The sequence below is a fragment of the Streptomyces sp. NPDC002156 genome (assembly GCF_053593675.1).
The window spans coordinates 1-25,122 of record NZ_JBSFDA010000029.1 but is presented as its reverse complement, the minus strand read 5'-3'; the positions used below and the strand labels follow the sequence as shown (position 1 = coordinate 25,122).

General features: G+C 67.9%; 20 protein-coding genes and 1 pseudogene. 6 read left to right on the top strand and 15 right to left on the bottom strand.

From position 1 onward, the window contains the following. Nucleotides 1-16: 16 nt before the first annotated feature. Complete coding sequence (locus ACWCRB_RS15030; protein ID WP_450996450.1) at nt 17-1,336, bottom strand: jacalin-like lectin; 1,320 nt, start codon at nt 1,334-1,336, stop codon at nt 17-19. 219 nt (nt 1,337-1,555) lie between these two features. Here ACWCRB_RS15030 and ACWCRB_RS15025 point away from each other — a divergent pair, with 219 nt between their 5' ends. Beyond that, entirely contained in the window at nt 1,556-3,262 is a 1,707-nt protein-coding gene (locus tag ACWCRB_RS15025; RefSeq protein WP_450996449.1) for a PHP domain-containing protein, read from the top strand. Continuing rightward, the gene (locus tag ACWCRB_RS15020; protein ID WP_450996448.1) at nt 3,259-3,771 is read left to right on the top strand and encodes a hypothetical protein; all 513 of its coding nucleotides are present in this window, start codon (nt 3,259-3,261) and stop codon (nt 3,769-3,771) included. The genes ACWCRB_RS15025 and ACWCRB_RS15020 overlap by 4 nt, the downstream gene beginning before the upstream one ends. An 85-nt stretch (nt 3,772-3,856) precedes the next feature. Here the strand turns inward: ACWCRB_RS15020 and ACWCRB_RS15015 are convergent, their stop codons facing one another. The 4 genes from ACWCRB_RS15015 to ACWCRB_RS15000 are packed head-to-tail and all read right to left on the bottom strand — an operon-like array spanning nt 3,857 to nt 4,876. Beyond that, nucleotides 3,857-4,135, bottom strand: coding sequence for a hypothetical protein (locus ACWCRB_RS15015; RefSeq protein WP_450996447.1), 279 nt, complete (start codon nt 4,133-4,135; stop codon nt 3,857-3,859). After that, nucleotides 4,132-4,347, bottom strand: coding sequence for a hypothetical protein (locus tag ACWCRB_RS15010; protein ID WP_450996446.1), 216 nt, complete (start codon nt 4,345-4,347; stop codon nt 4,132-4,134). Before ACWCRB_RS15010 ends, ACWCRB_RS15015 begins: the two co-directional genes overlap by 4 nt. Continuing rightward, a complete protein-coding gene (locus ACWCRB_RS15005; protein ID WP_450996445.1) occupies nt 4,344-4,610 on the bottom strand; it encodes a DUF7848 domain-containing protein in 267 nt (88 codons plus the stop codon). Before ACWCRB_RS15005 ends, ACWCRB_RS15010 begins: the two co-directional genes overlap by 4 nt. Then, nucleotides 4,607-4,876 (bottom strand): hypothetical protein, encoded by a 270-nt coding sequence (locus ACWCRB_RS15000; RefSeq protein ID WP_450996444.1) that lies wholly within the window; start codon nt 4,874-4,876, stop codon nt 4,607-4,609. The genes ACWCRB_RS15005 and ACWCRB_RS15000 overlap by 4 nt, the downstream gene beginning before the upstream one ends. 238 nt (nt 4,877-5,114) lie before the next feature. Here ACWCRB_RS15000 and ACWCRB_RS14995 point away from each other — a divergent pair, with 238 nt between their 5' ends. Then, complete coding sequence (locus ACWCRB_RS14995) at nt 5,115-5,852, top strand: GntR family transcriptional regulator (RefSeq protein WP_450996443.1); 738 nt, start codon at nt 5,115-5,117, stop codon at nt 5,850-5,852. Between the two features lie 841 nt (nt 5,853-6,693). Continuing rightward, nucleotides 6,694-7,107: pseudogene (locus ACWCRB_RS14990) on the top strand (SAM-dependent methyltransferase); the annotation flags it as partial. 111 nt (nt 7,108-7,218) lie between these two features. On the opposite strand, the gene ACWCRB_RS14985 reads toward ACWCRB_RS14990, so the two are convergent. The 10 genes from ACWCRB_RS14985 to ACWCRB_RS14940 form a co-directional block, all read right to left on the bottom strand. Then, a complete protein-coding gene (locus ACWCRB_RS14985; RefSeq protein WP_450996442.1) occupies nt 7,219-8,928 on the bottom strand; it encodes a hypothetical protein in 1,710 nt (569 codons plus the stop codon). A gap of 1,135 nt (nt 8,929-10,063) precedes the next feature. Next, complete coding sequence (locus ACWCRB_RS14980; protein ID WP_450996441.1) at nt 10,064-10,864, bottom strand: ABC transporter permease; 801 nt, start codon at nt 10,862-10,864, stop codon at nt 10,064-10,066. A gap of 4 nt (nt 10,865-10,868) precedes the next feature. Continuing rightward, nucleotides 10,869-11,672: an ABC transporter permease gene (locus ACWCRB_RS14975; protein ID WP_450996440.1), complete on the bottom strand. Its 804-nt coding sequence runs from the start codon at nt 11,670-11,672 to the stop codon at nt 10,869-10,871. Between the two features lies 1 nt (nt 11,673). Then, nucleotides 11,674-12,687, bottom strand: a complete 1,014-nt coding sequence (locus ACWCRB_RS14970; protein WP_450996439.1) for an ABC transporter ATP-binding protein — start codon at nt 12,685-12,687, stop codon at nt 11,674-11,676. An 82-nt stretch (nt 12,688-12,769) separates the two neighbouring features. Beyond that, entirely contained in the window at nt 12,770-15,658 is a 2,889-nt protein-coding gene (locus tag ACWCRB_RS14965; RefSeq protein ID WP_450996438.1) for a glycoside hydrolase family 2 TIM barrel-domain containing protein, read from the bottom strand. A gap of 33 nt (nt 15,659-15,691) precedes the next feature. Then, nucleotides 15,692-16,597 (bottom strand): carbohydrate ABC transporter permease, encoded by a 906-nt coding sequence (locus tag ACWCRB_RS14960; protein WP_450996437.1) that lies wholly within the window; start codon nt 16,595-16,597, stop codon nt 15,692-15,694. Continuing rightward, nucleotides 16,594-17,553, bottom strand: a complete 960-nt coding sequence (locus tag ACWCRB_RS14955) for a carbohydrate ABC transporter permease (RefSeq protein WP_450996436.1) — start codon at nt 17,551-17,553, stop codon at nt 16,594-16,596. The genes ACWCRB_RS14960 and ACWCRB_RS14955 overlap by 4 nt, the downstream gene beginning before the upstream one ends. Nucleotides 17,554-17,588: 35 nt before the next feature. Further along, the gene (locus ACWCRB_RS14950) at nt 17,589-18,851 is read right to left on the bottom strand and encodes an ABC transporter substrate-binding protein (protein WP_450996435.1); all 1,263 of its coding nucleotides are present in this window, start codon (nt 18,849-18,851) and stop codon (nt 17,589-17,591) included. Between the two features lie 243 nt (nt 18,852-19,094). Continuing rightward, on the bottom strand, nt 19,095-20,330 hold the full coding sequence (locus tag ACWCRB_RS14945) for an ROK family transcriptional regulator (RefSeq protein WP_450996434.1): 1,236 nt from the start codon (nt 20,328-20,330) through the stop codon (nt 19,095-19,097). A 160-nt stretch (nt 20,331-20,490) separates the two neighbouring features. Continuing rightward, a complete protein-coding gene (locus tag ACWCRB_RS14940) occupies nt 20,491-21,735 on the bottom strand; it encodes an FAD-binding protein (RefSeq protein WP_450996433.1) in 1,245 nt (414 codons plus the stop codon). Nucleotides 21,736-21,884: 149 nt separating this feature from the next. Between ACWCRB_RS14940 and ACWCRB_RS14935 the strand changes: the two genes are divergently transcribed. Together ACWCRB_RS14935 and ACWCRB_RS14930 are read left to right on the top strand one after the other, a co-directional pair. Further along, entirely contained in the window at nt 21,885-23,207 is a 1,323-nt protein-coding gene (locus ACWCRB_RS14935) for a radical SAM protein (protein ID WP_450996432.1), read from the top strand. 283 nt (nt 23,208-23,490) lie between these two features. Then, nucleotides 23,491-24,984 (top strand): cellulose binding domain-containing protein, encoded by a 1,494-nt coding sequence (locus tag ACWCRB_RS14930; protein WP_450996431.1) that lies wholly within the window; start codon nt 23,491-23,493, stop codon nt 24,982-24,984. The last annotated feature ends 138 nt before the right edge of the window (nt 24,985-25,122 follow it).

Sequence of the window (25,122 nt, the reverse complement as noted above, 5' to 3'; positions counted from 1 at the left end):
CGGGAGAGGGCGGCACTCAGCCGATCGGCGCGTACACCACGCCCAGCTTGTCGATCTCGTCGCCCGAGCGGCCCGTGAAGCCGACGATCTGCCAGCCCGACGGTGCCGTGAACGTCGTCGTGTCCGACGTGGCCGTGCCGGAGGTCAGGGTGCGGGACTTGTCGGTGGTGAACGCCGCCGAGAAGATCCTTGTCCTGCCGTCCTTCTGTCCCTGTGTCAGCTTCACCGAGGTGAGGTGCTCACCGGACGCCAGGGTGAGGGAGGTGGCCGTGCCGCCCGTACCGCCGTGGGTGAGGGTCGTGCCGCCGTCGTGCGTCAGGGACACCGCGTCCAGCCGGGAGCCGCCGCGCAGGGTGAGCGTGCGGGGCGAGCGGGTCGCCGGGAGGTCGTCGGCGTCGCTGAAGGCCGTACCGTGCGGGCCGCCGAAGAAGTCGCTCGCGCGCAGGTTCGAGGGGAGCGTCCAGGAGAAGTCGACCGTGTGGGGGAAGTGGTCGGAGAGGTTGGCGCCCGCGGAGTCCAGGAACGACGCCCACTCGTTGTTGTAGCGGGTCGCGGAGAGGTTCACGAGCTTGCTGCCGCGGTAGAAGATCTTGTCGACGACCTCGCAGTCGTTCGTCGGCGCGGTCGTCGGGCAGAGCAGCGCGTCACTGCCCTGCGTCGGCTGCACACCGCCCTTCACCAGCTGGACCCAGGCGTCCGTCAGGCCGTTGTCCGCCACGAGCGTGCGGATGTTGTCGCCCGCGCGGGTGTACCGGGTGTTCGTGTCACCCGCGACGATCACTGCGTTGCCCGCGGAGTTGGCCTGGATGAAGGCGGACAGCTGCGAGATGTTGGCCCGGCGGGCGGCGTGCGCCTCGTCGGTGTCGTCCGCGTTGGGGTGGGCGTTGTACACGTCCACGTAGACGCCCTCGGCGAGCCGCACCCGGGCCAGCGAGAAGCCCTTCGGGGTAAGGCAGTTGGTGCCGGTGCAGTCGTTCCACTGCACCCGCTCGAAGTCCTGGAAGGCGTAGTCCGAGAGGGTGTTGAGACCGTCACCGAAGGGCACTCCGCCACTCGTCGCCGTGCGGTACGCGTGGTTGTCGTTCGCGTACAGCGCCGCGTGGTAGTTGAAGTCCTCCTGCACGTTGACGATGTCGTACGCGCCCAGACGCGGTGATATCAGCGGGGTGTTCACCTCGGGGTTTCCCGAGCTGAGCAGCTCGGGGAGGCCCGCGACGTTGTACGTGAGGACGTTGAAGGTGCCCGAGGTGGCGGCTGCCGCCGGGGTCGAGCCGGCGGTGGCGAGCCCGGTCAGCGCGAGCGCGCCGGCCACGAGGGTGCCGATGAGTCTTCTCATGGTGGGGGTGTCTCCATGGGGACGAGAGGTGAGCACTGCTCAGGTTCAACGGCCAACAGTGTGATGGACAAGGTCTGTTGGGGGAACAGTGAGCGCTGAGGCGATCTGCCGCGTCCGGGACGCCCGGCGATCACCCGCCGGTCGGTCAAGGTTCATGTTTCGCACGGATTCTCCTCAGGCGGCGCACTACGGGCGCCGCGTGACTGAGGAGGCGCAGCCATGGGGCACGGGCACTCGCACGGACACGGCGATCATCACCACCATCACGCACACGGTCCCGAGGACGGTACGGCGCTGCCCGCCGCCCTCGACACGTCCGTGCCCGACGAGGAACTGAACCCCGAACAGCGGTCGCGCCGCACGCTGTTGCGCGGTGCCGGCCTGCTCGGCGCGGGCCTCGCAGCCGCGAGCGTCGTCGCCCCGACGGCCGCCGCTCCCGCTTACGCGACCACCAACTCCCGCCGAAGAGGCGGCTTCCTGTGGCTGACCGGGGACCACCACATCCACACGCAGTACAGCAGCGACGGCAAGTACCGCGTCGTCGACCAGGTCCGCCAGGGCGCCAAGCACGGCATGGACTGGCTGGTCATCACCGACCACGGCTCGGCCACGCACGCCAAGATCGGTGTGGACAAGGTCAACCCGGACATCAGGGCGGCCCGTGCCGCGTACGAGGACACCCTCGTCTTCCAGGGCCTGGAGTGGAACATCCCGGGCGCCGAGCACGCCACGGTGTTCGTGCACCCCGGCAACAACGAGGTCTCCGTCCTCAAGCAGTTCGAGACCGACTACGACGGCAGCGTGAAGAACGCCTCCGACTCCACGCCCGCCAACGAGGCGCTCGCCGTCGCGGGCCTGGCCTTCCTCTCCGACCAGGTGAAGCGGCGCAAGGTCAAGGACGCGCTGATGCTCGCCAACCACCCGGCGCGGCGCGGTGTCGACTCCCCGCACGAGATCCGCGCCTGGCGCGACGCGAGCCCCGCGAGCCACCAGATCGCCGTCGGCTTCGAGGGCGCGCCCGGCCACCAGGCCGCCGGTCTGCCCGCCCCGCTCGGCCCGGGCCGCGCCCGAGGGATCTACGACAACAACCCGAGCGCCAACTCCTTCCCCGGCTACCCTCTGGAGAGCTACCGCACCTGGGGCGGCTTCGACTGGATGACCGCCACCGTCGGCGGCCTCTGGGACAGCCTGATCGCCGAGGGCAAGCCCTGGTGGATCACCGCCAACTCCGACTCCCACCAGGTCTACGCGGACACCGCGGTACGCGGCCCCGGCGGCAGCTTCGAAACCAACGGCCGCTACGAGGACCCGGCCTACGGCGGCAAGATCGACATCACCCAGGGCGACTACTGGCCCGGCCAGTACAGCCGCACCCACGTCGGCTCCGACGGCTTCTCCTACGCGGCCGTCATGGACGGCATCCGGGCCGGCCGCATCTGGGTCGACCACGGCCAACTGATCGACGCCCTGGACGTCCGCGTCTCGGGTGCCGGCCGCTGGAGCACGCTAGGCGGCGCGCTGCACGTGAAGCGAGGCACGAAGGTCACGCTCACGGTGGACGTGACACTGGCCGACGGCCCCAACTGGGCCGGGTTCCTGCCCAAGTTGGCCAAGGTGGACGTCATCCAGGGCGATGTCACCGGCCCGGTCGCGGACCGGGACACCTTCACGGCTCCCTCGGCCAAGGTCGTCAAGACGTACGAGGTGAACCAGCCCACGGGCACGCTCCGCCTCACATACGACCTCGGCCGCGTCGACCGCCCGCTGTACGTCCGCCTGCGCGGCAGCGACGGCAACCGGTCCGCCGTAGGTTCGCTGGGCGCGGCGGTCGACCCGGCGGGCCCGGCCATCGACGTCGTCGGCGACGCGGACCCGTGGCGCGACCTGTGGTTCTACACGAACCCGGTGTGGGTGCTGCCTTCGTGACCCCGCACGCCATCTGGGCCGACACCTCGGTGTCGGCTCTCCGCGCGGCCGACCACCTCCTCCTCGCGTTGGCGGCCGAACTCGCCCTCCCCGAGGGCACGTTCGGCTGCACGCATCTCGTGCGGGGCGAACGCCCCCGGGTGGCCCTGTCGTTCACCCTGCCGTCGGAACCGCTCCTGCGCACCGCCGAGGAGCGGCTCACGGCCCAGGGGTACGAGGTGAGGCCCGGGGTTCCCGACGAGGTGGGCCGTGCGGTCGTCTACCCGGGCGCCGACGCGCTCAACGGCACGCTGACGGTAGGGGAGTTGCTGACCCGGAGCGCGATCGGCCGGGTGACGGTACTGGGCACTCCGGGCCAACCACCCGCCGGGCAAACCCTGGTGACGCATGGTCATGTGCGGCCGCAGTGGCAGGGCGGCGAACTCGTCCTCGCCGCCATGCCCGCCGTCGGCGGCACCTTGGTGCCGTTCGAGGTGGCCGACCCGACACCGTGCTGCGCGGATCACTGAGCCGAGGGTGTGGGCTGGAACTGCAGTGAGGCTCCAGCCCACACCTGCCTACTCGTGTGCCCCCGGGCGGGGGGAGCTATCTGGGTCAGTTGGCCTCTGCTCCGCGAGGGGTTCGGGGGAGTTGGATGATCCGGGGCTGGGTGTTCATCCGCTCCAGGGCGCGCTCGTACATGGTCAGCAACTCCTGTACGCACTCTCGGCAGGCGTACGGCGGGGTCTCGCCCTCGTTGCTCGTGATCTCGCCGAAGCGGGTCACCTGCACTCGGCGAAGAGAGCAGCGGAAGCAGGTGCCCATCTCGTACTCGTACGCCGCGACCAGGACGCCGAGGCGATCCGTCGGGACGCGCTTGGGCAACTCGGTCACGACTCCTCCCGGCGCCGCCTGATCTGCTCGTCGCGAGACAGGGTGACCTCCAGTTCGTCCGCGTTGGGGACCGTCCATGTGCGGAACCGCACGTAGAGGGGGCGCAGGACATAAGTCCCGTCCGACTTCACGTCGGTGACCACACCCTCTTTGTCGGTGTTGACGTCGTGAACCTGGTCGCCAACCCATACCTTCGGCTTCGCGTCGGTCACGGCGCCTCCAACTCGCGGTAGGGGTTGCCCTCGGAGGGAACGACCCGCCAGAAGCTTGTGATGATCGCGCGGTAGGTCCGGTGCGTCGGGTTGGCGCCGGTGTGCTTCAGAGCCCAGACCTCAGCTGGGAGGCGCTCGCCCTCTGTGGCCCCGGACTGCTCTCCGCACGTCGTGCACTCGGTCTCGTGCAGCGGCTCTTTGGGGGCACCCTCGGCGGCCTCGGGCCCGAGTGTCCACTCTGCTGCTCTGATGATTGCTTTCACGTCTTGTCCTTCGCGCTGAGCAGAGCCCACAGCCCGTGGCCGTCGGTGTTGACGCCGCACTGGGCGGAGAGGGCGCTGACGATCTGGAAGCCGGGGCCGTGGCTGTGCAGGACGCTCAGTTCCACCGAGCCGGCCGCCGCGATCCGGATGCGGAGGCCTGCGGTGGAGAGCGTCATCTCGATCGCTTCGGTCCCCGTGGCGAGAACGGATGCGAACAGCTCGTGAGCGACCTGCGCGGCGTACGGATGCTCCAGGCGACTGGCCACCCATGTACGGACCTGACGGGCCTCGACAGGGTGCGCCTTGAACTCTCGACGCCATGATTGACCCGTTTCGGGCATGCTTGTCCCCTGGTAGCCACGGCTTTCTGAGTACAGATAACTCTTATCTGTGCACAGATTGGCGGGCAGGGTTGGCGTTGGTCAAGCCGGTCGGGGCAATATGTGTGCACAGAAAGCAGCGATCACTCGAAACGGTGGTAGGTCAGTGGCACAGCCCGAGTACTTGCGAATCGCTGCTGAACTGCGTCGTCGCATCTCGTCCGGTGAGTTCAGCGCGGGCGACCAGATCCCGACCCTCCCCGCGCTCTCGGAGCACTACCGCGTGTCGGAGACGACGATCCGCAACGCCCTCGCGCTCCTACGGAACGAGGGGCTGATCGAGACACGGGCCAGGGCCGGAACGCTCGTACGGCAGACGCCTCCTGTGCACCGCATGGCCGCGGACCGGTACCGCAACAAGCCCGGCGCTCCGTCCACGCCGTACACCCGGGACCAGGGAATCGGCTGGAGCGAGTACCGCTTGGACAAGAGGTTCGAGCGGGTGGCAGCGACACCAGACCTGGCGGCCCTCTTCGAGTGCGAGGTCGGCGAGCGCCTACTTGCCCGGCACTTCGTCTTCTACGACAACGACCACCCCACCCAGATGAGCACCTCGTACGTCCGCTGGAGCGACGTGGAGGGGACCCCGGTGGCTGATCCGATCCACGAACCGTGGCCGGGCGGGACTAGGGCACAGATGGCCTCCCTCGGCATCCGCATCACGAGGATCACCGAGTCCTTCACGACGGGCATGCCCAAGGAGCAGGAGGCCCAGACGCTCCGGATCGGTACGGGAGTGCCGGTGCTGCGCTACACCCGGCGCCACATTGCCGACAGCGGCCGGATCGTGGAGGTCGCCCACCCGATCGTGAGGCGCGGAGATACCACGGTGGTGGATTTCGTCATCGACCTGGAGGACTGAAGACTTGGTTCGGCTCGTTGTCGTCGTCTTCCGAGGTCGCGCGGGCAGTTTCCATGAACTCGCCGAGAAGTATGGCCAGGTTCTGGGGTGAACGGGGCGTGGGTTGTCTAGTGGCCTACGGGAACGGCCTTGAAAACCGTCATGGCAGCGATGTCACCGTGAGTTCTAATCTCACCGCTTCCGCCACGTCAGAAGCCTTGCAGGTCAGAAGGGGTGTCTCTCGCTGAGAGACACCCTTTCTGTGCTCACCCCGACTCGCGTGTATCCCACCTTTGACCGGTACGTATGGGCCATCTGTGGGCCAGGAATCGGGCCTACTGGTCGTCGGCAGGACCCTTGGTGATCAGTTGGTTGGAGCGCCTCTGATCCCCTTAAGAATCTTGGCGTAGAAGCGGTAGAGCACCGCGACGCTGTGTCCTGCCCGAGCCGCTACCTCTGTGGGGTCCACCCCCGATTTGATCCACAGCGAGACCCCGGCTTGCCGCAATGAGTACGGCACGTTTGCGAGCGGCGACGCCACTTCCTGCTGGGTCAGAGCCTTGACTCGGGCAGCGCTCCACAGTTCGCTGTACTCCGTAGAACGCACGCGCCCCTCTCTTGCCGCTCGGAAGAGCCGACCGTCCGGCGCGGTGCCGTACGCGGCGATGTGGTCACGGAGCATCTTGACGAGGGCCGCGGTGGAATCGGCACGGACTGAGTAGCCCCGCGAGCCCGACGCTTGAGCCCTCGAGACTCGTACGACGTTCCGTCATCCGTCCAGCCGTCGGCCACCTCGGGGCGGCTCTCCCCGAGCAGCAACTCACCCCACTGATCGGCGGATTTCTCGGTGTCTGAGGGAAGCGTCGTGAAGCCGGGCGGGTTGGTGGCTGCAGCGGCGATCAACCGATATGCCTCGCTGTTCGAGCACGTCACGTACGCGCACCTGCACACGGAGCGCATGCAAGGGGCCGTCGCGAAGATCCCCCGAACTGCGGTGCACGACGGTGAGCACTTCACCATGGCGTACTTCCATCGCGGAGAGGAGCTTGCTGATGCGCTTCGGGAGTCGAGGCTTACCGACGTGAAGGTGTTCGGGATCGAGGGTCCGGCATGGTCGCTCGTGAAAGCGGTCGAGTAGCAGCCGGGCGACGGGCTGGCATATGACCTGATTGATTCCATTATGGCGGCCGCGCGGATGGCTGAGCCGTACCCGGAGCTGCTCGCCGCCAGCTCTCATCTGCTCGCGGTGGGACCGGCGCCCGCCGCCAACGGCTGACCTTCGCCTACGGGCATGGGGTGAGCGGTCGGGGCGTGGGGCGGGAGTAGGCGATGCGCATGCACCCTGACAGATAGTCAGATTCTGCGCTCGGCATCCGATTGGCGGTGCTTATGGGAAGGTGAATCCAACCGTTTTATTACCCCAAGCGGAAATTTTCCCTGCCAGTATTGCGGTGTCAGGATCGGTATCATCGCCGAGCCTGAGTGATCGCATGGTAGCCGTAATTGTTTCGGCCAATTCTTCGTCTCCGACTTCCAGGGCGAGGCTTCGAAGTGTGCGCATCCTTGGAATGGGATTGGTTGCACCATCGAGCTGTGTCAGATGAATTTGATATGCCGCCCAACGTCTCATGACCGCAGGAGTGAGACACGGCTTGCCATCATATTCCCAAGAATGAAGCACCCGGATCGTGGCTATCCCGTAGGAATCTCCGTCAATGTCGCCCAGAGAGAATGCTCTCAGTGGCGCCGCGGGGCCAGATATGACATGGAATGCAGAATCTTGCTTGGCAGTGAAAGTCAACGTCAAGATCTCGTCCGGTAGCAGTGCTGCAATTCCAGCTGCTAGTTGGATGAGCTTAGCGGTCGGCGGCGGCGTCAGCTCTACTACCCAAGAGCCTGGCTGCTCGCTGATTGAGACGTTCTCGCAACCTTCTGAGATGAGTCCGATTGTGGCCATGCTGGCTGCTGAAATTCCAAACGCCCTATAGGCGTCGGCACTGTGCGCTGATATTCCGGACTCGGCCAAGGCGACCTGCAGTCCCACCATGCAGCCCATCGCGCTCTCGTAGGCCATGAGGATTTCATCAGCAAGTTCGTGCCAGCTCAGTTTCCCTGAGCCGCCCTTGGTGTCAATCGTGATGCCGTCGTCTTCGTAGCGCACCATGCGATGGGCTTGGGCTGTCCGAACGCCGAGGTTGAATCCCTGTACCAGTGGCTCCAAGTCCAGGTGCTTTCGGACGGCACGTAGCAGCTCGGTCGCGTTGTCTTGGCGGAGCTTGTCATACGGCCGTGATTTTCGACCGGTGCCCGCGAGCAGAGCGATAGCGAGCAGTTGACCCGGGCCTTCTACCAAACTTGCGGCAACATCCACGAAAGCGCGACCAACTTGACGGGGAATCGATTGACCGTTGACGGCGTGCATGACTTGTGCGGATGCGTCATGCAGCTCCAACAGGCTTTCTTGCAGGTCCGGCAGGAAGTCTTGGGAAGTGGCGAGTGCTGACAACAAGGACGGGTGCTGGGAAAGCAGTTTGTAGCTTTCCTTCACGACATTACGGAAGCGTTGCTGATCCCCGTAAAAGCGTGCAGCAACGTCCTGAAGTGCAAACTGAAGGCCGAGGCCGCCGCCGGGCACTCCGGTTGCTTGAATTACGCTGGCTAGGGATTGGTCGGCGGCAGAGAATAGGGCAGTGATGTCCGAGACGTCGAAGTCTTGCTGAGCCTGCTGGACGAGGATAGTGAGCTTGTCTTCGGTTCGCTCGGAAATCATCAAGGATCCAAGCAGACTTACGTAGCGCCCCAATTCCTCCATCGTAAGAGTCGCTGCATCCAGATGACTCTGAGCTTCGTCTGATTTGTTCTGCGCCGTCAAGGGTGTAGTCGCACCTAGGGCTTGTAGATAGCAGCGAGCCATGCGAATAAACTGTGAAACACACATCTCTACATATTCGACAATGAGCACCCAAGGGCGTAGGCGGGGAGCTGCTGCTAGCAGTGCGCGTTCTGCGGAAATTCCCTGTATCGCAGAATGAATTTTCGCATCGGCATTAGGATCTCCTGCGCTAACTGCACCCATGGCCTGGAAGAATTCTGGCATCCAGTCTTCTAGACGTTCGAACATTCGCTGGACGTCGTCAAGAGTGAAAGACCCAACGGTGGGTGGGGTTTCTGACCGGTCCAGGAGTAGGGCCGACTCCTGGATGGCTGCAGTTCGCGCAGCGGCCTTGTCATTGATCTCCCATGGCGCTGGTCGCTTGCCGCAGTCAGGACACGTCACGCTGCGGATGCGGGAGGCGCCGCACCCTGTGCAGTCGATCAGAGCGAAGGACAGTTGGAAACTGTGACGTCCGTGAACCATGAGGGAACTCCTCAGGCCTGCCGCGGAGCTATCACCGACAGGGGACGCAGGCCCGGGTACATCATTGCGCCGATCGCTCTGCCCGTGCACCTGAGTTCTGACTCGCTGCCCTGTACTGCGCGCCAGTTGCCACAGCCGCCGTGAGGTGGGGCTCACCGATGACCTGATCGCGTCCGCCATGACGGCCGCGCGGCTGAGTCGGACCCGGAGCTGCTCGCCGCAAGCTCACATCTGCTTGCGGTGGGGTGGGCGCCCACCGACGACAACGGTTGACGTTTCACCCTGTAGACAGGGGGCCGTGGGTCATGTGTGGGCCAGCAACCCGCGAAACGCTCACTACCTGCCGCGTGAACGTCACCGACCTTCTGGCAACGTTCCAGGTCCAGCACGACGAGACCACCACCGGGCTGGAGAACTACGCGACCAGATCGAACACCTCACCGCCTCCCTGGCCGAGACCGAAACACGGCTTACGGACCTGGCTACCGCCCGAAAGACCATCGTGGAGATCGCACCGGCAGGTGCCGAACCCGAGCCCCCGAGTCGAACAGCGCTTACCAGGCCATCGTGAGCGCCTTCAACCAGCACCCTGACCAGGCAATCAGGCTCCGCGAATGGCACAAGTGCTGGGCCTGGCCACCGGCGACCCAAGCCCGAACGCCACCCGAAGCAGCCTCGGACGTCTTGCCCGCCAAGGCTTCCTCGCCCAATCCGGGTGAGGCCACTACCAGAAACGGACTTGACGACCTCTCAGTCCTGTTGAAGCTGTGGCGGGCGCGCCAAAAGGCCGGTATGGCCGCGAATCTCGGCGGCGGTTGAATCCTGACCCGATGTGGCTGCGCCCCACGTACGCCGGACTGGGCCCCCGCGCCTGCTACCCGTTGACCCCCGTGTAGTGCCCCAAACTCCACCGCCAAAGCCACCGCGCCCCCAGAAATGCCACCAATCCCAGCGCCGGCGACGCCGCCGCCAGCCAGTACGGCACCCCCGTGTCGTCGCCGTGCCCGGTCAGTACCGCCGCCGGGAAGTACGCGACGAACGCGAGCGGCAGGCCGAAGGTGAGGAGGCCGCTCACCGCCCTGGGGAGCACGTTCAGCGCATAGCTGCCGAACGTGCCGAGCAGCTCCTCCAGCCAGCGGCCCCAGTAGTCGGCGGCCGGGAAGCGCAGCGACGCGCAGGCGACCACCGTGAACAGGGCCGCCTCCAGGAGCATTCCGCCGAGGACGCAGACGACGAGGTACGAGATGCGGCCCGCCGTCCAGTCCAGGTTGCTGCGGGACAGGGCGCCGACCATGAGGCCGACGGCCACCGTCAGGTCGCCGATGGCGTTGGTGGGGAAGACGGACAACTGGACCTGGCGGTACACCGGCATCGGGCGGACCAGATAGGTGTCGATCATCCCCTCCTGGATGATCTTGCCGATGCCGTGCATCCTCCCGAGGAACAACACGAAGATGCCGTGCGCCAGCATCCGGGTCGCCGGGATCAGCAGCACCTCCGAGCTGTCCCAGCCGCCCATCCCGGTGAACCGGGTCAGCAGCACCGTCGCGAACACGATGACCGACACCTGCCAGACGGCGCCGATCGCGATCATCAGCAGGAACTCGGAGCGGTACTCCAGCTGGGCGCGGAAGTTGAGGCGCGTGATGCGCCACGCTATGCGGACAGCGTTCACGGGCTCAGCCTCCCTGGGAGATGACACGTCGGGCGGCCCGGCTCCACAGGAACCGGGTGAACAGGGCCAGGAGGACGATCCAGCCGGTCTGCACGGCGAGTTGGAACGCGGCGTCCGAGAGCGGGATGCGCCCCACGTACAGCGACAGCGGCACGCTCAGTGTGGCCTGGAAGGGCAGGAAGGCGCTGAGGGTGATGAACCAGTCCGGGAAGAACCACAGGGGTGCGTACACCCCGGACAGCAGGTTCTGCGCGAAGATCAGGATGAGCATCGCGGCGCCGTTGCGCAGCGTCCAGAAGCACAGCTGGTCTATCACCAGCATGACGTAATACAGGACCAGCTGGCCCAGGAGCAGGCTCAGCGCGAACACCCCTGCCACGGCCGCCGATTCGGGCGGCTCGATCACCCCGACGGCCAGGCAGATCGCGTACCCGGCGAGCGCCCAGGCGAACCCGTACAACTGCTCGCCGAGTGCCCGCAGTGCGTAGTAGCGCTGGGGCGGCAGCGGGCGCAGGTACCAGTACACGATCGTGCCGAAGTGCATGTGCTGGAGCACCGAGTCGCGGCCCGCGTACTGGTCCAACTCCCTGAGGCGGGAGGCGAGTACGGCCATCACGGCGTACGTCACCGCCTGCTCGCGGTCGAGGCCTGCCGTCGTACCGGTCTGCTGGTACAGGCCGTTCCACAGGGACGCGACCAGGACCACCTGGACGGTCAGGCGGACCAGGGCGGCGGTCATCCGGGGCGGGGCGTGCAGCTCACCGAGGGGGGTGACCCTGGTGGCCCGCCAGGCGTGCAGGACGGCCATGTCAGCCGCCTTCGCCCGGTGTCGGGGCCTCGGCGTGGACGTACGCGGCCCGCATCACGTCTTCCAGGTCGGCCTCGTCGAGGGCGATGTCCGTCACCTCGTACCGCTCGATGACCCGCTTGAGCGCCTGGTGGACCGTCGGAGCGGACGGGCCCTCGGGGCCGAAGACCACCTGCGGGCCTTCGCGGCGCAGGAGCGCGATGCCGGGGAGTGCCGCCACCTCCGTGTGCGGGTCGGCCAGCGTCGCCCGGACCTGCCAGGTCGAGCCGAACCTCTTCTTGATCTCGTCCAGCGTGCCGTCCAGCACGAGCCGGCCGTGGTTGACGAGGACGACCCGCTCGGCGAGCCGCTCGACCTCCGTCATGTCGTGTGTGGTCAGCAACACCGTCCGGCCGCGTTCCTCCACCTGGTGGCGCAGGAACTCCCGTACCTGTTCCTTCACCACCACGTCCATGCCGATCGTGGGTTCGTCCAGGAACACCACCGGCGGGTCGTGCAGCAGCGCCGCCGCCAGGTCGCAGCGCACCCGCTGGCCCAGAGAGAGGTGCCGTACTCGGGTGTCCCAGAACGTGGAGAGTTGCAGCAGGTCGTCGAACTCCCGCAGCCGTACGTCGTGTTCGGGCTTGGGTATCTCGTAGATGTCCCGGAGGATCGAGAACGACTCGCGTACCGGCAGGTCCCACCAGAGCTGGGTGCGCTGGCCGAACACCGCCCCGATGTTGCGGGCGTTGCGCTCCCGCTCCAGGTACGGCACCACGCCGGCGACGCGTGCCTCGCCGGACGTGGGGGTGAGGATGCCGGTGAGCATCTTGATGGTCGTCGACTTGCCGGCGCCGTTCGGGCCGAGCAGGGCCAGGAGTTCACCCGGCGCCACGTCGAAGGTGATGTCGGAGACGGCGTCCTTCGCGACCCGTTCCGGCTGGACGAGGGAGCGCAGCGCGCCGGTGAAACCGGGACGCCGCACGGTGGTGTGGAAGGTCCGGGACAGGCCGCGGACCTCGATGGAACCACTCACTCAGGGAACCTCCGGGAGCTTGCGACGCACGAACACGGCCGTCCGGCTGGGGAGCCGAACGGCCGTGTGACCGGTAACATACTCAGTCGTCGATGACCGAGAAGACAACGGAGAATTCGGCGGGCTGAACTCGCAGCAGATACTGCGGAAGCGCGCCCGGCCCGCAGGACTGCGAGCCGATGCCCTGCTGGCCGTGGTCGAGGTTGACCCACACCGTGTCGCCGGGGGCGAGGTCGGTGAGGTGCTCGGCCGCGTCGAGCTGTTCGCTCGTCCAGCGGCGGGCCGTGAACCAGAACTCCGGGTCGCCGTCGACCCGCAGTCCGCCGATCTCCGCCCAACGGACGTCGGTCCGGGCGCCGTTCTCCTGCGGGCGGAGGTAGGGCGTCTGGAGGTCGTCGACCGTGGACTCCCAACGGGCCAGCATGGAAGCCGCGTCGGTGTCGGGGTAGCCCTCACCGGGGCCGCCGCCGAACCAGGTCACCCGGTCCGCGGCCGACAGTCCCAGACGGATGCCGAGCCTCGGCAGCGGCAGCGTCCAGTCGCCCTCCGGATCGACGGTCACGGTCAGCTTCAGCCTGTCGCCGTCGGACGTCCAGTGGTAAGCCGTGTTCAGGCCCACCTCGGCGGCGGCGGGCGCCACCCGGGTCCGTACCGTCAGTGAGTCCGTGCCCAACTCCACGGAGTCCAGGCGGTGTTGCATCCGGTGCAGGCCCAGCTTGCGCCACAGCACGCCGTAGCGGATGTCGGGCTGCCAGGCCGCGCCGAAGTCGTTGTCGGTGGGCGCCCGCCACACGTCGAGGCGCAGACCCTGGACCTCGCGGCCGCCGATCGACTTCAGCGCGCCCGTGCGGGCGTCGAAGGTGCCCGGGCCGAGGGTGACGACCCCGTCGGCCGAGGCGGGCGCGGCCGAGGCGGTGACCGTCGGCAACGGGCGTGCGGACGCCGGGAATTGACCCCAGGCGACCTGGTGCCCCTGCTCGCCCCAGGCCGACTCGTCCGCCAGCAGCGCCCGTACGGTCCACAGCGACTCGGCACCGCCCCGCGCCTTGGCGGGCGGCTCGGGCAGCTTCACGTCGGCCGACTCACCGGGAGCCAGCGTCGCGGGCACCGCCAGGGTGCCCGTCTCGACCGCTGTGCCGTCGACGTCGTACGACCACTCGAAGGTGAGTGCGGAGAGGTCGGCGAAGTCGTAGGCGTTGGTGACCCGGACCGTCCCGTCCGTGCCGTCGCCCGTGATGCGGACCGGCTCGATGACCTTCTTGTACTCGACGAGCCCGGGGGAGGGCGTGCGGTCCGGGAAGATCAGGCCGTCGCAGACGAAGTTGCCGTCGTGCAGCTCCTCGCCGAAGTCGCCGCCGTACGCGTAGCCGAACCGCTCGTCCTTGATGCCGTGGTCGATCCACTCCCAGATGAAGCCGCCCTGGATGCGGTCGTGGGCCTCGAAGATCCGCTGGTAGTCGGCGATGCCGCCGGGGCCGTTCCCCATGGCGTGCCCGTACTCGCAGAGGATGAAGGGGAGTTGGCGGCGCTTCTGCGTGCCGCCGTCCTGGCCCTGGCCGATGCGTTCGGTCTCCGCGTGGTCGGCGTACATGCGGGAGTACATGTCCGTGTCGCGGCAGTCCCAGTCGCCCTCGTAGTGCACGAGCCGGGAGCTGTCGCGGCTGTGGATCCACTCGGCCATGGCGGTCAGCCCGCGTCCGGTGCCGGCCTCGTTGCCCAGCGACCAGATGACGACCGACGGGTGGTTCTTGTCGCGCTCGACCATCCGGGACGCGCGGTCCAGGAGGGCCGGGGTCCAGCGGTCGTCGTCGACGGGGTTGTCGCGCCAGTTCTGCTCGGTGAAGCCGTGGGTCTCCAGGTCGCACTCGTCGATGACCCACAGGCCGTACTCGTCGCACAGGTCGAGGAAGGCCGGGTGCGGCGGGTAGTGCGAGGTGCGGACGGCGTTGAGGTTGTGCCGCTTCATCAGCAGTACGTCGGCCCGCATGGTCTCCAGGTCGAGGGCGCGGCCTCGCTCGGGGTGCCACTCGTGGCGGTTGACGCCCTTGAAGAGGATCGCCTTGCCGTTGACCTTGATCAGCCCGTCGGACAGCTCGACGGTCCGGAAGCCGATGCGCAACGGCACCCGCTCACCGGCCGTGACCAGCACACCGTCGTAGAGGCGGGGTGTCTCGGCGGTCCACGGCTCGACGGGGACCGTCACCGGCTCGCCGGTCCTGACATCGATGTCCAGTTCGGGCACGGTGACGCGCCCGGCGATGTCGGACTCGACGCGGAGCGTGCCCTCACCGGCCGTGTGGTCGTACGAGGCGTGCACGAAGAAGTCGAGGACGCTGCCCGCCGGGCGGTGCAGCAGCGTGACGTCCCGGAAGATGCCCGGCAGCCACCACTGGTCCTGGTCCTCCAGGTACGAGCCCGCCGACCACTGGTGGACCCGGACGGCGAGGACGTTGCCGCTCGGCTTCAGCAGCTTCCCGACCGCGAACTCGTGCGCCAGCCGCGAGCCCTTGAACTCGCCGATCTCCGTGCCGTTCAGCCACACCCGGGCGCACGACTCGACCCCGTCGAAGCGCAGCACCGCCCCGCCGTCCGACAGGTCGGGCCAGTCGGACGGCAGGTCGAAGACGTGCAGGTGGTCGCCGGTCGGGTTCTCGGTCGGCACGCGGGGCGGGTCGACCGGGAACGGGTAGAGATGGTTGGTGTAGATCGGCGAGCCGAAGGCCCCGTCGCCCTGGAGGACCCAGTGCCCGGGGACCGTCACCTCGGCCCAGTCCCCGGCGTCGTACCCCGGCGCGGCGAACGAGTCGTCCGCTCCGTCGGCGGTCGGCGACAGCCGGAAACTCCAGCTGCCGTTCAGGGACAGCGAACCGGCGTCCGAGGACGCGTACCAGGCGCGGGGCGGAAGGGCCCCGCTGCCGGGTGAGACGTCCTCGACGTAGTCGGTCGAGGTGGCCGTGGTGCGGGAGGACATCGGTCTCCTAGTTCAGCCCGGTGGGCGGGCGGCTCAGCCCTTGATGCCGGTCTGTGCGACCCCCTGCACCAGCCAGCGCTGGAGGAAGAGGAACACGAACACCAGGGGCAGGATCGATACGGCCGTGGCCATGAAGATCAGATGGAAGTTGACTGTCTGGTTGGTCATGTACGAGGACAGCGCGATCTGCACCGTCCAGGCCTCCTGATCCTGACCGATGACCAGGGGCCAGAGGAAGGCGTTCCAGCCGCTGATGAACGTGATCGTCGCGATAGCGGCGAAGAAGTTCAGCGAGTTGGGCACGACGATGCGCCAGTACGCGCTCCAGTAACCGAGCCCGTCCACGCGCGCCGCCTCCTCCAACTCCTTCGGGAACCCCAAGAAGTACTGCCGGAACAGGAAGCAGGTGAAACCACTGAAGAGCCCCGGAACGATGAGCCCTTGGAAGGACGACACCCAGCCGAGCGACGAAACCAGCACAAAGCTGGGCACGAAGGTGACGGCGGCCGGGACCATCAGGGTCACCAGAACGGCGTAGAAGATCTTGTTGGCGTGCTTGTACGGGATACGGGCGAGGCCGTAGCCCGCGAGCGAGCAGACCAGCAGGGTGCCGATCGTGTGCCCGACGCCGACCAGCCAGGAGTTCCACAGGGAGTGCGCGAAGGGGACCGTCTCGTCGCTGAACAGCTCGCTGATGTTGCCCCACTGGATGTCGGTGGGGAACCACTGCCAGTTCTCGCCGGTGATCTCGGCGTCCGTGGACAGCGCGTTGCGGACGATCAGATAGAAGGGGACGAGGAAGAGCAGGGCGCAGATGCCGGTGGCGAGGTAGAGGCCGGTGGAGCCGATCACGCCGCGCCGGTCGCGTCTGCGTTCGCGGCGCTTGGGAGGCGGTGGGGGCCCGGCGTCGGCCTTGCGGGTCTCGATGGTGGTGGTCACTTGGACTGCTCCCCCCTTCCGAAGCCCATGAGCTTGCCCTGGAGCAGGGTCACCGTGCAGATCAGCAGGGTCAGGATGACCGCCCCCGCGCTGCCGGCGCCGTAGTCCTGGCTGTCGCCCAGGGCCATGTAGTACAGCTCGACGAGCGGCGGGCGGCCCCAGGTCGTCTTCGCGAGCAGGTTGAAGAACTCGTCGAAGGCCTGGTAGGCGGCCACGAGCAGCAGCAGGATCACGGCGGTCGAGGTCGCCCGCAGCTGGGGCAGCGTGATGTACCGGAAGGTCTGCCAGCCGGGCTTGGCGCCGTCGATGGCGGCGGCCTCGTACAGCTCCGGCGGGATGTTCTGGAGCGCCGCCAGGAAAAGGATCATGTAGAAGCCGGCCTGCAGCCACAGTCGTACGGTGACGATGACCAGCCAGTACCAGGGCGGGCTGGGGTCGGCCAGCCAGGCGATGTTCTCGACGCCGAACCAGCCGAGGATCGTGTTCATGAGGCCGAACCGGACGCCGCTGAAGAGGGACATCTTCCAGATCAGCGAGGCGGCGACGAAGCTGCACGCGGCCGGCAGGAAGAAGACGGAGCGGAAGAACGCCTTCATGAAGCGCAGCCGGTTCACCATCAGCGCCAGCGCCAGGGAGAACGCCCAGGTGACGGGCACGATGATCGCGGCGAAGACGGTGAAGGTCCCCAGGGACTTGACGAACGAGTCGTTCGTCAGCATCCACTTGTAGTTGTCGAAGCCGACGAACTTGTCCGGTGTGACGGTGAAGCGTGCCTCGAAGAAGCTGAGCCACAGGCTCCAGCCGATGGGGATGTAGACGAAGATCACCAGGCCGAGGAGGAACGGGCCGGTGAAGATCCAGAAGTTGAGGGTGGCGCCCGCCACGCCCCGCCGCGGCTTGGTCCTGGGGACCTTGGCCGGGGCGGGGCGCGCGAGTTCGCGCGTGGTGGTCGACATGTCGATGCCTGTCCGTTCGCTGCCCGTCCGTTGGCCTATCCGAAGAGCGTCTTGAGCTCGCGGTTGACCTTCACGTCCGCCGTGTCGAGCGCCTTCTCGGGATCGACGCCCTTGCGGACGGCGTCGGCGATCACACCCTCGAGGGCGGTGATCATGGCCTGGGTCCACGAGATGTTGTCGAAGCGCCCGTAGTCGGTGAAGAGCTTGACGCCCTCGGCGGGCAGGCCCGTCTTGAGCTTGGTGGCGGACTCGGCGAGCGAGGTGCGCGGCGGAACGTGGAAGCCGTAGCTGAGCGCCCAGTCCTCCTGGTACTCCTTCTGGTCGATCCACAGCCACTTCACGTACTCCTTGGCCAGGTCGACGTTCTTGCCCTTGGCGTTGACGAACATCGACCAACCGCCGTTGTAGACGGCCGGCTTGGCGCCGGAGGCCGCCGAGGGGAAGGGGAAGATGCCGAGGTCGTCGCCGAGGGCCTTCTGCATCACGGGCATCGCCCACATACCGCACCACTGGATCGCGGTGAGGCCCTGGACCAGCGCCGAGGGGTCCCAGTAGTCGGCGGGGGCGTCGAGGAGCAGATGGCCGCTGGTGAACATCTTGCGGTACACCTTCAGCGCCGCGGCCACGTCGTCCGTGTGGTACGCGATCTCGTTCTTGTCGTTGAGCTGGTCGGCGCCGGCCGCCCAGACGAGGGCGTAGTTCGTCGACACCAGGTTGTTGCCGAGGAACAGGCCCTTGACCTTGTCGGTGGTGAGCTTCTCGGCGGCCTCGGCGAGTTCCTCGAGGGTCTGGGGGACGCCCAGGCCCGCCTTCTCCAGCAGCGACTTGCGGTAGTAGAAGAACTGCGGGTCGTCGATCATCCGGACGCCGTAGACCTTGCCGTCGACGGTGTGCGACTTGATGTCCGCCGGATTGAAGTCGGACTTCACCGGGTTGATGATGTCGTCCAGCGGCGCCACCTGACCGCTCTTGATCAGCTGGAGCTGCGGGTGGAACTCGAAGACGTCCGGCGCCTGGTCGGTGAGCAGCGACGAGAACAGCTTGCTCTCGAAGTTGGTGCCGGTGATCCACTGCGTGGTCACGTTCGCGCCCTCATAGGCCTTCGCGTACTTCTTGATGGCCTGCTCGGTGCCCGCCTCGCCGTACGCGTGGAAGAACTGCGTGAGGTTCTTGCCCGAACTGCCTCCGCCGGAGCGGCCGTTGTTGCCGCCGCAGGCGGTCAGCGCGCCCGCGGCGGACAGGCCGGCTGCGGCCCGGAGGATGGATCGGCGGTCCCAGTTGCTGCTCATGGCCGACATGGTGACGTCCTTGTCTCTAGTGCGGCTGCGGGCCACGGGCTCAACGCCGAGTGGCTGAAACAGGAGGTGCGGAGCGGGACGTTAACCTTCGGCTAAGGCTTCGGCAAGGGGTTGGACGAAGCCCGTTCGAAACGTTGCCGGGCGTTCGGGATGTCGGACGCAGCGGGTCGACGGCGGACACGACGAAGTCGCGGACCGCGTCAACCGCGGTTCGCGCAGGGCTGGTTGGCTGCTGGCCCGGACCTACTTCAGGGGCATCGGGCCGGTGCGCCGGGCGGACGACGACCGCTGGGTGGCCGAGGACAGCGCGCCTTCGAGGGCGAACGTCGCCGCGCCCAGACACGCCGGATCGGTGGGGATGGCGGACAGGACGATCTCGGTGGCGGCCATCGGCCGTGGCAGTGCGTGCCGCCCGACGGCCTCGCGCACTTCACGCAGCAGCGGTTCGCCGAGCCTGCGGGCCACCCAGCTGCTGAGCACGACCACTTCCGGGTTGAGGACGTTGACCAGGTTCGCGATGCCCGCGCCGATGTAACGGGCCGTCTCCTGTACGACCTTGAGCGCCACGGGGTCCCGCTCGTCCACGCCCCGGGCCAGTGCGTCGATGGTGGCGGTCTGGTCGTCGGGGTGCAGGAGACTGCTCCCCGGGGCGATCTCCCGCAGGTTCACCATGATGCCGGGCGCGCCCACATAGGCCTCCACGCAGCCGTGGTTGCCGCAGCGGCACAGCCGTCCGTCCAGGACGAGCGTGGTGTGACCCCACTCGCCGGCGCTGTTGCTCACCCCCCGGTACAGCCCGCCCTGGAGCGCGAGCCCGGCGCCGACCCCCGTACCGAGGTTGACCACCACCGTGTCCCCGCGCCCGCGCGCCGCCCCGAACCACATCTCCGCCACCGCGCCGGCGCGCAGCGGATTGTCCAGGTAGAGGGGATAGGCGATGACCTCGGACAGCAGGTCGAGCAGCGGCACGTCGTGCCAGTCCCAGTTGGGCGCGTACTCCGAGACACCGGTGTCCCGGTCCACCTGCCCCGGCACGCTCACCCCGACGCCCAGCACCCGCGCGCCCTCGATACCGGCCTGCGCGACCACCGAGCCCACGGCGGCGGCCACATGGCTGACCACCTGCTCGGGCAGGCTCTCGCCGGGGCGCATGTCCTCGTCGGCGCGGGCCAGCACGTTCAGCGCGAGATCGAACAGCTCGACATGGACGTACGTCTCCGCGATGTCGACGCCGATCAGCGCGCCCCCCGACGCGTTGACGGCCACGAGCCCCCGGGGGCGGCCGCCCGCCGAGTCCTCGAACCCGACCTCCGTGATCATCCGCAGATCGAGCAGCTCACCGACGAGCGTGGCGACCGTGGCCAGGCTCAGCCCCGTGGCCGCCGCCAGCTCCTGGCGGGAGGTGGGGGAGTGGGCGATGATCTGGCGCAGCACCTCATAGCGGTTCGCGGTGCGGATGTCACGTGATGTGCGCTTCACCACCGGGCTTGCCCCCTCGCCGTGCAGACCTCAGTGCAGACAGACCCGTGCGCGACGGCACCGGCGCCGCGCCAGGTTATGGGCAGTGGGGGAGGTTCGACAAGGGGTTAGGAAAGGGGCTGAAGAAAGTCTTCCCGCACTTGGCGGCACACCCGGCGGATCAGTCGCCGAGCATCTCCCGTACGAACGTGTTGGTGAACTTCGCCGAGGGGTCCAGGGACGCGGCCAGGGCCGTGAAGTCCGGCAGGCGTGGGTACCGGCCGCGCAGCACCTCCGCCGGTACGGCGAACACCTTGCCCCAGTGGGGACGCGGGCCGAACGGGTTCAGGGCCGTCTCGACCCGGCGTACGACGGGCAGCACCGCCTCCGTGTCCGCGACCCAGGTGAAGTGGAACGCCACGCTGTCCCGCCCGTGCGCCGGGCTCAGCCACTGGTCGTCGGCGGCGATCGTGCGGACCTCGCAGACCTGGAGGACCGGCGCGATCACGTCCCGGATCGTGTCGAGGGAGCGCAGCGCGTCCACGGCGTACGGGCGTGGCAGGAGGTACTCCGACTGGAGTTCCTCGCCGCTGCTCGGGGTGAACTCCGCCCGGAAGTGGGGGAGTCGCTCGTTCCAGGGGCCCGGCACCCCGAACTGCTCCGTGCAGTTCACGGCCGGCATTCCCGGCACCGGGTGCATCGCCTCGGTGGCGGGCGCGGCCCACGGGAAGTCCGGTGGTGACTGGTCGCTGCGCCGCTTCAGCCACACCTGCCGGAAGCCCGGACCGCGCCAGTCCGTGAACAGACTCACGCTGTACGCGGCACCCGCCACGGCCTCGAAGTCCAGCCCCTCCAGGGGCAGTTCGGTGAACACGTACTGCTCGACCTCGAAGTCCGCCTCCAGGTCCAGGGTGAGGGCGGTGACGACGCCCAGGGCGCCGAGCGCGGTGACGGCGCCGTCGAAGCCGTCCTCGCCCCGTGCGATCGTCAGCGTCGAACCGTCCGCCGTGACCAGCTCGACCTCGCGCACCGGGGCGGCCAGCGAACCGTTGCCGACGCCCGAACCGTGCGTACCGGTCGCCACCGAGCCCGCCACCGAGATGTGCGGGAGGGACGCCATGTTGGGCAGCGCGAGCCCGCGCCCGTGGACGACCCGGGCCAGCTCCGCGTACCGGACCCCGCCCCCGACCCGGACCGTACGGGCCGTGGTGTCGACGTCGATCTCCGGCGGAAGCGCGGCCAGGGAGAGCAGGACACCGCCGTCGCCCGGCTCGGCGATCTCGTTGAACGAGTGCCCGCTGCCCAGCACCCGCACCCGCGCGCTCTCCGCGACGAGCGCCCGCAGAGCGGCCGGGGTGTGCGGTCGGTGCAGCTCCTTGGGCGTGTAGGTGATGTTGCCCGCCCAGTTGGTCAGCGTCTCGGCCATCGGGTCCGTCCCTCCGCTCAGATGTGTCGACCTTCTCACGCAGTGGTGTGTGACATGCCCGAGGGGCCCCGAGGCCACGGACACGCAGGCGGGGGCATACCGTGAGGAGTCGAACGCCGGAATACCGCCGGAGCTGGAGGAGACACGGGATGGGCAGCCGCACCGCGCTGGTCGAGGATCTGATGGAGCGCTTTCCGCACGTACCGCGCGAGGCCGTCTTCAAAGAGGACCTGCTCAGGGGTGGTGTGGCCTTCGACCCGTCCGCGCTCAGCGACAACGAGAGCGGCGACGTCAAGCCGAAGTCGTACTTCATCTTCTCCTTCGACCACGGCACCCTCCCCGAGCTGGGCGAGGCCGCGCTGCGCCGCCCGCCGGAGGAGATCATCCTCACCGGCGGCCCGTACGACCTGCGCCGGACCGTCGTGTCCGTACGCGTGAACCCGACGTCGCCCTACCGGGTGGCCGCCGACGAGCACGGCGTGCTCGGCCTCTACCTCGACGGGAAGCGGATCTCGGACGTCGGCGTGCCGCCGATGCCCGAGTACTACAAGCACAAGCTCTCCAACGGGAAGTCCGTCATGGAGGTCGCCCCCACCATCCAGTGGGGCTACCTCATCTACCTGACCGTCTTCCGGGTCTGCCAGTACTTCGGCGCCAAGGAGGAGTGCCAGTACTGCGACATCAACCACAACTGGCGCCAGCACAAGGCGGCCGGGCGGCCCTACACCGGCGTCAAGGACGTCGAGGAGGTCCTCGAAGCCCTGGAGATCATCGACCGGTACGACACGGCGAAGGCGTCCACCGCCTACACCCTCACCGGCGGCGCCATCACCTCCAAGCTCCAGGGCCGCGACGAGGCCGACTTCTACGGCCACTACGCCAAGGCCATCGAGGAGCGCTTCCCGGGCCGCTGGATCGGCAAGGTCGTCGCCCAGGCGCTGCCGAAGGACGACGTACAGCGCTTCAAGGACTACGGCGTGCAGATCTACCACCCCAACTACGAGGTGTGGGACGAGTACCTTTTCAAGCTGCACTGCCCCGGCAAGGAGCGCTACGTCGGCCGCGCCGAATGGCACAAGCGCATCCTCGACTCGGCGGAGATCTTCGGCGCGCGCAATGTCATCCCCAATTTCGTGGCGGGTGTGGAGATGGCCGAGCCGTTCGGCTTCAAGACGGTCGACGAGGCGATCGAGTCGACCACCGAGGGCCTGCGTTTCTTCATGTCGCAGGGCATCACGCCCCGCTTCACCACCTGGTGCCCCGAGCCCACGACCCCGCTCGGCAAGGCCAACCCCCAGGGCGCGCCGCTGGAGTACCACATCCGGTTGCTTCAGGCGTATCGCCAGACGATGGACGACTTCGGCCTCGACTCGCCCCCCGGCTACGGCGAACCCGGCCCCGGCCGTGCCGTGTTCTCCGTCAGCTCCTTCATGGACAGCCTGCCGGCCCGGGAGCCGGCGACGAAGATCTGAGTCGAGATCCGGGTCGAAGAACTGGGTCGAAAGTCTGAACGGAACACCGCCTCGAACCGTATGGGGGGACTGGGAACCACGCGTGGTTCCCAGTAACTCCGGACCCCGTACGGCGAGTCCGCGTTGACATGTGACGACATGTGAATACGTCGCTTGTCAGTTGTGCGGGAAACGTGAAAAGCTCGGGCTCCGTTTTGCAAAACGGTTCCCAACTCCCCTGTTCTTGGGGTCAGTTGACCTTGACGTTGGCGTGTGCAAGCCGTTGATGCTGGAGTCCCCCCATATGCCAGATCTGCCGACCCCTCAGGACGCCGCCGAGGCAGCGCTGTTCTCGGAGTGCTGGGACGCGGTCCTCTCGTACGCCGACCTCTGCACGTCCGGCGCGTCCGCCGGCACCGAACTCGCCGCCGAGGCGTTCACGCACGGTATCCACGCGGCCCGCGCCGCCGACTTCGGAGCCCGCAGCACCGGACGCCGCATACCCCGCCTGCCCTGGATACCCCTGCTCCTGGCGGCAGTTCGCAGTACCGCCGCGTCCTGGGAGGAGACCGGGCACGGCAACCATCTCGACCCCGACCTGAGACTGTGGCTCAACTCCGACAAGGCCGCCCGGTACGTGGGCCCGCCGCTGCGCCGCCCGCTCGCGCTGCGCGCCCTGCGCGACATGCAGGAACCGGACGCCGCCCTGCTCTGGCTGGCCGACGTGGAGTCGCTGCCGCTGCCCGTCGTCGCCCGCCGGCTCGGCCTCGACCCGGACAGTGCCGCCGAGGAACTCGCCCAGGTACGCGGCCTGTTCAGAGACCGGTGCCAGCGCAACCTCATCGACAGCCCGATGGACTCCGACTGCCGCGCCTTCGCCCGCCTGCTCGACGCGGTCTCCCGCTCGCAGGGCGCCGAGATCCCCGACGATCTCTCCCGGCACCTCGCGACCTGCGTGGAGTGCGCCGAGGCCGCCGCCTGTCTGCGACTGTACGGCGGGGCCAGCGGACTGCCCTCCGCGCTCGCCGGCGGTGTCATCGGCTGGGGTGGGCTCGCCTACCTCGAACGGCGCCGCCGCGCGGCCGAGGCCGGTCTGCTCGGCGGGCGCGGGGAAGCGGGCATCGACACCGGTCTCACCATCGGGGTGTCCCGTCCGCGCATCGGCCGTACAGCGATCCTGGTCGCGGCCGTCATCGTCTCCGCCCTGGCGCTCACCGTCTCGCTGATGCCCTTCGACGGTTCCGGCAACGATGTCTCCGCGAAGGGCGGCGCGACCGACGGCCAGCCCGTGGCGGACCCGGGCGGCCTGCCGTCCGGGGTGACCGTCCCGGCGGGCGCGACCCCGTCCACGTCGCCCGACCCGTCGACCCCGGACACGTCCACGACACCCTCGGACAAGCCCGACCCGGAGCCCCAGGGCACCTCCACGGCCACCGCGAGCGGCGCGGCGCCGAAGCCTAGCCCCAGCAAGAGCGACGAGATCTCCTGCGAGGTCGAGTACGACCTCGTCAACGAGTGGCCCGACGGCTTCCAGGCCACCATCAGCGTCACCACCGCGAAGGCCATCGACGGCTGGAGCATCGCCTGGTCCTTCCGCAACGGTCAGCAGGTCGGCCAGATGTGGGACGCGAGCTTCGCCCAGGACGGCGCCCGCGTCACGGCCCAGGCCGCCGACTACAACAGAACGGTCGCGGCCGACGGCACGGTCTCCTTCGGCTTCCTGGCCAGCTGGCAGGGCACGAACGCGCCCCCGTTCGACTTCACGTTGAACGGCAGCCGCTGTACGAGCACGACCTGACACAGGTGGTGCGCGGCGGGCCCCGTCGTGAGCCCGGAGTCACGGGCGTTCGAGGGCGACTGTGATCTCGCGGGTCCAGGGCCAGTGGCGGGCAAGGCGGAGGAGGCGGCGCCGGCCGGTGATGACGAGCTGGCCGGC

Bases quoted from the DNA above. Each gene is read 5' to 3' on its own strand.
- ACWCRB_RS15030 (WP_450996450.1), bottom strand. From the start codon at position 1,336: ATGAGAAGACTCATCGGCACCCTCGTGGCCGGCGCGCTCGCGCTGACC.
- ACWCRB_RS15025 (WP_450996449.1), top strand. From the start codon at position 1,556: ATGGGGCACGGGCACTCGCACGGACACGGCGATCATCACCACCATCAC.
- ACWCRB_RS14985 (WP_450996442.1), bottom strand. From the start codon at position 8,928: ATGCCAGAATTCTTCCAGGCCATGGGTGCAGTTAGCGCAGGAGATCCT.
- ACWCRB_RS14975 (WP_450996440.1), bottom strand. From the start codon at position 11,672: ATGGCCGTCCTGCACGCCTGGCGGGCCACCAGGGTCACCCCCCTCGGT.
- ACWCRB_RS14965 (WP_450996438.1), bottom strand. From the start codon at position 15,658: ATGTCCTCCCGCACCACGGCCACCTCGACCGACTACGTCGAGGACGTC.
- ACWCRB_RS14955 (WP_450996436.1), bottom strand. From the start codon at position 17,553: ATGTCGACCACCACGCGCGAACTCGCGCGCCCCGCCCCGGCCAAGGTC.
- ACWCRB_RS14950 (WP_450996435.1), bottom strand. From the start codon at position 18,851: ATGTCGGCCATGAGCAGCAACTGGGACCGCCGATCCATCCTCCGGGCC.
- ACWCRB_RS14940 (WP_450996433.1), bottom strand. From the start codon at position 21,735: ATGGCCGAGACGCTGACCAACTGGGCGGGCAACATCACCTACACGCCC.
- ACWCRB_RS14935 (WP_450996432.1), top strand. From the start codon at position 21,885: ATGGGCAGCCGCACCGCGCTGGTCGAGGATCTGATGGAGCGCTTTCCG.
- ACWCRB_RS14930 (WP_450996431.1), top strand. From the start codon at position 23,491: ATGCCAGATCTGCCGACCCCTCAGGACGCCGCCGAGGCAGCGCTGTTC.